General features: G+C 56.8%; 1 protein-coding gene. It reads right to left on the bottom strand.

Annotated elements, in window-relative coordinates; translation table 11 throughout:
- Positions 1-1,199: 1,199 nt before the first annotated feature.
- Positions 1,200-1,745, bottom strand: a 546-nt coding sequence (locus DID99_RS36525) for a pentapeptide repeat-containing protein (protein ID WP_148094712.1), incomplete at its 5' end; no start/stop codon positions are given.

Below are 1,745 nucleotides of genomic sequence, written 5' to 3'. Positions count from 1 at the left end.
GCACACGAGACCGGCGTTGCCGGTCTCGTGATACATACGTACCCAGCGTAATCGCATCGAGATCTCGAGCTCCATCGTCCCATATTAGTTGAAACGATGTCCGTGAATCACACAAGTTAGCGAATTTTCGCGTTTCCAAAAATCGGAAATTCACCGTACGCTCAGCCTTATCCCGCAGGTCTCTACACCAGATTGGAAACGCGGTCTACACAACCGACGGCACCAATACCCACCGTGATGCTGAAGCAATCCGCCCATGATCACAAATATCGACCACGCTCGAAAAGTCGCCTAATCCAAGCTGCCGCCACTGCCCCAAATCCAATGGGACATTGGCGCAGCATCGTTTGCTTGAGGCAGTCTGTCTATAGCGACTGAGTCCACCCCTCCTTGGATAGAAAGAGTGCTTGCTGGTTCGACTCGCGTGCGGACCGAGGCTCGTACGTGTTTAGGAAGACACTTGATCTGACTGGCAAGGGCCTCCATCGGCACGCTCCGTTGCCCCGAAGGCAGCGTAGGAATAAGGTCAGCAAATCTCGTGAAATATGGCTCCCGGAACGGGTCCGGGAGCCAGCCAATCTGCCTAACGAGAATTGCGATCTGTGCGCCAATCTGCTCTTCGGAGAGACAACTAGACGCTGCGCTCGCGCGCCTGAAGGCGGCGTACCTTGCCTCTTCCGGAAGCTGCGCGATCTGACGGGTAAGCACGCCCAGCAACGCGCCTTGTTGCTCTTCTGCTAGCGTGGCGATCGCGTTTGTGGCCTGCACAAAAGCGCGAAGCCGCGCGTCTACCGGAAGCAACGAGATTTGTCCGGCGAGGCTCTCCAGCGGACCTCCCTGTTGATCTGTGGGTAATAAACGGATCTTGTTGAGGGCCTGTTCAAAATCTGCTTCTTGCGGATTGGAGGGAAGCCTACTGGGTTGGCTCGAGGAGGCTCCCAACCGTATGTCCCCCGATCGTTCAGAGCGCACAGGCAGCGGATCAGCCGTGTCACGTTGCGCCGATACTTCGTTCGCCAACGCCCCGCAACTCAAACTGTTGAGCAGACCGGAAATGAACTTATGAAACGACGCGAATAGACCACTGCGCGAGTCTCGCCGCACTGTATATTCGTCGCTGCCCTGCAAGTGGCCAGTGACACCGGTCGCTTCTGCCGGATGCGTCGAGGAAGACGAAGTGGATGAGCTGGAACTGACTTTCATGACACGCGGTGCGATGGCGCCGCATTGGACACATCAGTCGGCAAGTTGATGGCGCGCGTCGCCGGCTTGGCTGGCAGATTCTGCGCGGATCGAAGGGCCACCGGCGCCTGCGGCGGCGACATTCCGGTGCATCGTTGGTAAATCCCGGCCAAGGTCTGGGTAGACTGCACGCTCATCCTGTTGATCACATTCACTCTGTTCCAGTCGAAGCTGGCCGCATAGAGGTGGCAGTCAGCGATGGTGACATTCATACCCCGAATAGGTGCGAAGGGGGCCCCCTCAAGGTCGCACCATTCAAAGACGGCATTGTTCAGGATCGCTTCGGCAAAAGACAGGTGGAACTCGCCGATACGACAGCGTCTGTCCGGTCGCGCGACCCCTTCCGGCATGATCATGTTGATTCGACTAAATCGGGCGTCGCGCGCATCGGCATAGCCGAAATGCACTCTATACATGTAGCAGTCAGCGATCTGCGCGTTTTCCAGAATCGCGTGTTCGAAACTGAAATCATTGAAATGGCATCGATCAAAACGCGCCGATGT

Origin of the sequence: Burkholderia sp. Bp8986, assembly GCF_003854225.1 — a bacterium.
Classification (GTDB): domain Bacteria; phylum Pseudomonadota; class Gammaproteobacteria; order Burkholderiales; family Burkholderiaceae; genus Burkholderia.
This window is presented reverse-complemented; position numbering and strand designations above follow the sequence as displayed.